Origin of the sequence: Albidovulum sp. (assembly GCF_049646345.1) — a bacterium.
In the GTDB taxonomy this organism is placed as follows: domain Bacteria; phylum Pseudomonadota; class Alphaproteobacteria; order Rhodobacterales; family Rhodobacteraceae; genus Albidovulum.
The window spans coordinates 1-5959 of sequence record NZ_JBARVQ010000302.1; the positions used below are offsets into that span (position 1 = coordinate 1).

Genomic DNA, 5959 nt, shown 5'->3' on the forward strand with positions numbered 1-5959 from the left:
GTCGTATCCCGCACCAGAATGAAACTTTCCAGCGTCGGCATCGTATCGGCCGGCATGTTCGCCACCTTGTCGGGCGAATTGAGCTGCGGCGTCGGCGTGTCGGTCCAGTCCGAATTTCCGAAATAGGCCTTGATGACCTCATAGCCATTGGCAAAGCCAAGATCGGCCGCCAGCTTGTCGGCATCGGGGTTGATGTCCGGATGGAACTGGCCAAGGAAATGCTTGGGCTGGAAGCCTTGCGCGAAGTGGGTCGCGAAATGGGCCAGAAGACCCGGCTTCGGCGCTGGAAGGTTGAAGACGACAGTCTCATCATCCGGCGTGTCGATCGTCATCCGCTCACCGGCGACCAGCACGTAGTCCTTCGGCTTTTCGATGACATTCGGATCAAGCGCCAGATTGTCGTACCAGAACTTCACATCCGCCGAGGTGAAGGGCTGACCGTCCGACCATTTATGACCCTTGCGCAGGTGGAAGGTGAGCTGGGTGTAGTCGTCATTCCAGTCCCACGACTTGGCGACGTTCGGCACGATGGTTTCAAGATCGTCCGAATAGCGCACGAGGTTGACGTGACGCGTCGAAAGGAAATCCGACGTGCCGGCCTCGGTCGCGTTCGACAGCGCGTCAAGCGTCCCGCCGTATTTGCCGACCGAGTCATAGGGCACCACGACCAGCGGTTCTGCCGGAAGGCGGTCTGCCAGCGCGGGCATGTCGGGGTTGCCACGGATCTTGCCGTTCAGATCGGCGATGGCCGGGTTTTCCGAAAACTCCATCGTGCAGCCAGCGGCCGCCTGGAATTCCGCCAGATCATATTGCTGCGGGAAGGCCCCGGGTGCGGTTCCACCCATATCTGCCACAGTGATACCAGGGCAGTTGGCGAAAGCCGTCGCAGGTAGTACGAGCAGCGCGACGCTGCCGAAGAGTAGTCGTTTCATGTTCGCTCCCGTTGTTTGGTTTTGGTGATTGTTATATTTTTATTTACTTAATCCAGCCAACTGCCCGAACGCTATTATTGGCTGGAAGCCGCATGTAGGTCCAAAATCCTCCTATTGATACAGCCAGAACTCCGCGCGGATTCGGGGGAGGAAAGCCGTCAAAGTTCGCGTGATTCCCCCCGAAGGCGCGCCGGTTTTCCGGCGGCATTGGTTTGAGTATGGGCCGGTGACAGAAAGCCCGTCAAGCGCCCCGGCCCGTGACCGATATGCCGCCGCACCCGTCATGGGCGAGGTGCCGTTACGGCACCCTCTGCCGTCACCATCGTCCGTGTAAAGCGGCTTGCGCCATGCGTCATCCGGTGATCCGCCATGGCGCGGTACATCTCGACCAGCCTGCCCTGTGCATCCGCATCCCCCGAAATATCGCGCATCTCGCCGTGCCGGTCGTGATCGAACAGCAAGGGCGGCAGGCCGCCATTGAAATGGACCAACGTGTGCCCCGAACCCCGCAATACGGCCAGATTGGTCGTCTCAGGCGTCAGGCCCAGCCGGTCCTGCGGCAGGGTCGGCGCCACCGGATTGCCGAAATCCAACTCTGAGAACGTATAGCGGCGCCAGTCGCCGGGCATCTCGCCTCGCAGGACTGGCATCAGGCTGCGGCCATTCATCATCTGCGGCACGTCGAGCCCGAACCGGTCGAGGATCGTCGGCGCGATATCGACGGATTCTGTGGGCAGGTCCAGCACCGTGCCATGCGACCCCGGCAGGTCCGGATCGCGGATGATCAGCGGCACGTGATAGGCGGCATCGTGATACGTGGATTTCGCCCAGACATAGCGATCCCCCAACATCTCACCATGATCGGCTGTCACGATGATCAGTGTCCGGTCATACTGGTCTGTTTCGTTCAGAAACGCGATCAACCGCCCGAAATGATGATCAACCTCACTCGCCAGCCCCAGATAGATCGCCCGCAATTGCTGGATGTTCGCATCGGTCGGGTCGAGATCGGCAAAACCTTCGACCATGCCCGAGATCGTGTTTCGATCATGGCAGGGGGCGACAAACGGGTGAACGGATTGTTCTTCTGCCATTGTCCCGGCACGGGTCGGCAAGGGCAGCGTCGCCGGATCGTACATCCGGTTGTAAGGCTCGGGCGCGACCAGCGGGTTGTGTGGCCTGATATAGGTCAGATGCGCGAACCAGCCCGGTTTCCGGGCGCGCAGTGCACGGATCGTCTCATCAGTCAGGAAAGCCGTATCGCTGTCCTCGGCCCGGTAAAGTGCGGGGTCCTCTGGGCGCGGGCCGGTTGGGCGATAGATCTCGGGATAGGGCGGTACGTCATAACCCTTTTCCATCAGATAGGCGCGCCACGGCAGGCTTTCCTCAAGCCGCATCTCGACGACTTCCTCAAAGCCGGGCAGCACCTGTTCATAACTGGTCAGAACCGGATCGCCCGGCGCATGGGCGCGTGGATCAGGTGTGGTGTCGGTATAGCCGAACAACAGTGGCAGATATCCCGCCTTGCGCATCTCGATCGCGAGGTTCGGCGTGTCATGCGCCAGCGGAGTCCCGTTCCGAACCGAGCGATGGTTCATCGCATATTGCCCGGTCAGAAGTGAGGCACGCGACGGACCGCAGGGATTGGCCACCGAATAATGCGCCCGGAAACTCACCGCATCGGCCATGAGGGCGCGCAGGTTCGGCAGTTCGACATGATCCGCCAGAGCACCATCAAGGCAATCCGCCCGAAGCTGGTCGATCACGACGAAAAGTACGTTGTCCCTTGGCACCACTCAGCCCCTCCCACGGGCGTTGTTATCGCTCACGAATGCAACAATTTTGATTCGGCGCAATAAAATTCTGTGGATTTTTGTGGATTTATGTGGGCTAAAGTTTGTTTCAGGAGGCGGCATGGCACGACAGGACAGCGGAAAAACCAGTCACCGACAGTTCGAACTGCTGGAAGTGCTGCGTCGGCAGGGCGGCTCTGCCCGCAATGCCGATATCGCCCAAGCCATGGATGTTTCAGAAGAAACCGTACGCCGTCTGGTCAGGGTGCTGGCCGATGACGGCAAGGTCGAGCGGCTGCATGGCGGCACCGTTCTGGCCGGAACCGAACTGGGCTTTTACCAACGCATCGCCCAGAATCCCGACGGCAAGAAGGTGATCGCCGCCACCGTGGCGCGGGAAATCACCGATGGGATGTGCATCTTTCTCGATGTCGGCACAACGACCAGCTTCGTCGCCGAGGCCCTGCGCACCCACCACCGGCTTTATGTCGTCACTAACTCAATGCCCGTGGCCCAGACTCTGGCCCATCACAACGACAACCGGGTCGTGCTGACCGGCGGCGATGTCGGACGGGACGAGCGCGGAACCTATGGCCCCATGGCCGAAGCGGCACTGCGCCGCCATGCTTTCGATGTCGCGATCCTGTCAGTCAACGCGCTGCACGAAATCCACGGCTTTCTGGTCTTCAACCCGGCCGAGGCCGCCTTGTCCCGCGTCGCGGTCGAACAGGCCCACCGACCGATCGTGACGGCGGATCACGAGAAATTCGGACGCCGCGCCCCACAGGTCTCGTGCGAGCCTACGGATATCGACCTGCTGGTGACCGACCGCGCCCCGCCCGCGCGCCTTGCCGAGGCCCTGAAAGGCTGGGGCGTCAGGGTTCGCATTGCGAAGGGAACCGCCCGGACATGACCGCGACGCTCGCCGATGCCGTCCTGATCGCCGAGGCGGCGGGCAAAGTGGCAATGCGTCACTTTCGGGGGGACCTTGGCATTGATTTCAAGGCGGATGACAGCCCGGTGACCCAGGCCGACCGCGCGGTCGAGGCCGAAGTGCGGCGGCTGATCGGCGCGCGCTTCCCCGATCACGGCATCTATGGCGAGGAACAGGGGATCGAGCGTGGCGAGGCAGATGACCTCTGGATCATCGACCCGATCGACGGCACCCGCAGCTTCATGACCGGTCATCCGCTCTTTGGCTTCCTCCTTGCCAAACTGACGCAGGGTAGCGCCGATCTGGCCGTCGTCGCCGCCCCGGCCCTGGCAGAGGTCTATGCCGCCGCGCGTGGTCAGGGGGCGGCATTGAACGGGAAAACACTTCTCAGTTCCGGTTGCACGGCACCGGACAACGCGACACTTTACATCAACGAAGGCGAAAAGATCTGGCGTGCCGCACCTGACATCTTTGCCGATCTCATGGCGTTCGGGCGCACCCGTCGCTTCGCCTATGATTGTTACCCCTACGCGCTCCTTGCCTCGGGCCATGTCGATGCGGTGGTGGATTTCGATCTGCAACCCTATGACTACCACGCCGTCGCACTGCTTGTGGAAGAGGCCGGTGGAGTGATGACCGGCTGGCGGGGCGAACGGCTTGAGATGCAGACCAATGTCGCGACCATCGCCGCCGCGACGCCGGACCTTCACGCCGAACTGTTGCGTATCACTGCGTCAGGTTGCTGACCAAAGGCTGAGCGTATCGGCACCCACGCGTTCAGTCCCGGTCAACCGGAACCTCTCCGCCCCCGCCAACGCCGTCAAACCCAGGGGCCCAAGCCCCGGACGCGCATCGGCGCCGAGCGACAGCCCGGCGGTGAAGAGCGCGATCTCATCGACCAGCCCCGCCGCGATGAGAGAGGCCGCCAACTGCCCGCCGCCTTCGCAAAAGACCCGTGTCAGCCCGGCGTCGCCCAGCGCCGACAGCATGGCGGCGGGGTCAAGCCCCCCTGCCCCTTCGGCACTCTCGAACAGCCGTGCACCGGCCTCTAACCATGTCGCGCGCAGCGCCCCTGGCGCGTCGACGCCATGGATCAGCCAGACCGGCACATCCCGCGCTGTCCGGGCCAGAACGCCCTCGGGCAGGTCGAGCCCGCGTGATGCGACCACGCGCACCGGCTGATGGGCGACCCCCAATCCCCGCACCGTCAGGTCGGGATCGTCGGCCCGTGCCGTGCCGCCGCCAACCAGAACCGCGTCATGCAGGGCCCGCATCGCATGAACCCGCCGCCGCGCCTCGGGTCCGGTGATCCATTTGCTTTCGCCCGAAGCGGTGGCGATCCTTCCATCGAGGCTCATCGCAAGCTTCAGAGTCACCATCGGGCGACCCTGCCGGATGCGGGTGAGAAACCCGCGCTGCAGGGCTTCGGCCTCCGCCGCCATCACACCGGTCTCGACCGTAATTCCTGCCTCACGCAACATCGCGTGGCCGCGCCCTGCGACACGCGCATCGGGGTCTTCCAAAGCTGACACGACACGCGCGACACCCGCGGCGATCAGCGCCGCAGCGCAGGGCGGTGTCTTGCCATGATGGGCGCAGGGTTCCAGGCTGACATAGGCGGTGGCGCCACGTGCCGCCGCCCCTGCCTGGGCCAGCGCCACGGCTTCGGCATGGGGCCGCCCGCCGGGTTGGGTCCAGCCACGCCCGGCGATACGGCCTGCATTTACGATGACGCAACCCACGACAGGGTTGGGCCAGACCCGGCCAAGCCCACGCCGGGCAAGGCCAAGCGCATGGGCCATATGGCGCCGGTCGTCTTCGGGGGTCACTCTTCCGCCGTTGAGGGCGGGCGCAGTTCCGAAACGAACTTGTCGAAATCGTCCGCCGCCTGGAAGTTCTTGTAAACGCTGGCAAACCGCACATAGGCCACCGTGTCGATCCGGGCCAGCGTCTCCATCACGATCTCACCGATGGTCTTTGACGGAATGTCGGTTTCGCCAAGGCTTTCCAGCCGCCGCACGATGCCCGAGATCATCTGGTCGATCCGTTCCGGCTCAATCGGGCGCTTCTGCATCGCGATGCGGATCGAGCGTTCCATCTTGTCGCGGTCGAAATCCTCACGTTTGCCAGAGGATTTGATCACCACGAGGTCGCGCAACTGCACCCGCTCGTAAGTGGTAAAACGCCCGCCACAGGCCGGGCAGAACCGCCGCCTCCGGATGGCGACATGATCCTCTGCAGGTCGTGAATCCTTGACCTGCGTGTCGACATTTCCGCAAAACGGACAGCGCATTCACTTC

6 protein-coding genes are annotated in these 5959 nt (G+C 63.0%); 2 read left to right on the forward strand and 4 right to left on the reverse strand.

Annotation, left to right across the window (positions count from 1 at the left end; all coding sequences use genetic code 11):
* Positions 1-932: ABC transporter substrate-binding protein (locus tag WBB85_RS07640; protein WP_432638028.1), on the reverse strand; the 932-nt coding region annotated here is incomplete at its 3' end.
* Between the two features lie 281 nt (positions 933-1213).
* A complete protein-coding gene (locus WBB85_RS07645; RefSeq protein WP_432638029.1) occupies positions 1214-2728 on the reverse strand; it encodes an alkaline phosphatase family protein in 1515 nt (504 codons plus the stop codon).
* A gap of 118 nt (positions 2729-2846) precedes the next feature.
* Between WBB85_RS07645 and WBB85_RS07650 the strand changes: the two genes are divergently transcribed.
* On the forward strand, positions 2847-3638 hold the full coding sequence (locus WBB85_RS07650; RefSeq protein WP_432638030.1) for a DeoR/GlpR family DNA-binding transcription regulator: 792 nt from the start codon (positions 2847-2849) through the stop codon (positions 3636-3638).
* The gene (locus WBB85_RS07655) at positions 3635-4405 is read left to right on the forward strand and encodes an inositol monophosphatase family protein (protein WP_432638031.1); all 771 of its coding nucleotides are present in this window, start codon (positions 3635-3637) and stop codon (positions 4403-4405) included. The genes WBB85_RS07650 and WBB85_RS07655 overlap by 4 nt, the downstream gene beginning before the upstream one ends.
* Here WBB85_RS07655 and ribD read toward each other — a convergent pair.
* Positions 4394-5488: a bifunctional diaminohydroxyphosphoribosylaminopyrimidine deaminase/5-amino-6-(5-phosphoribosylamino)uracil reductase RibD gene (gene ribD, locus WBB85_RS07660; protein ID WP_432638032.1), complete on the reverse strand. Its 1095-nt coding sequence runs from the start codon at positions 5486-5488 to the stop codon at positions 4394-4396. The genes WBB85_RS07655 and ribD overlap by 12 nt on opposite strands.
* Positions 5485-5952, reverse strand: a complete 468-nt coding sequence (gene nrdR, locus WBB85_RS07665) for a transcriptional regulator NrdR (RefSeq protein WP_263738634.1) — start codon at positions 5950-5952, stop codon at positions 5485-5487. Before nrdR ends, ribD begins: the two co-directional genes overlap by 4 nt.
* Between the last annotated feature and the right edge of the window lie 7 nt (positions 5953-5959).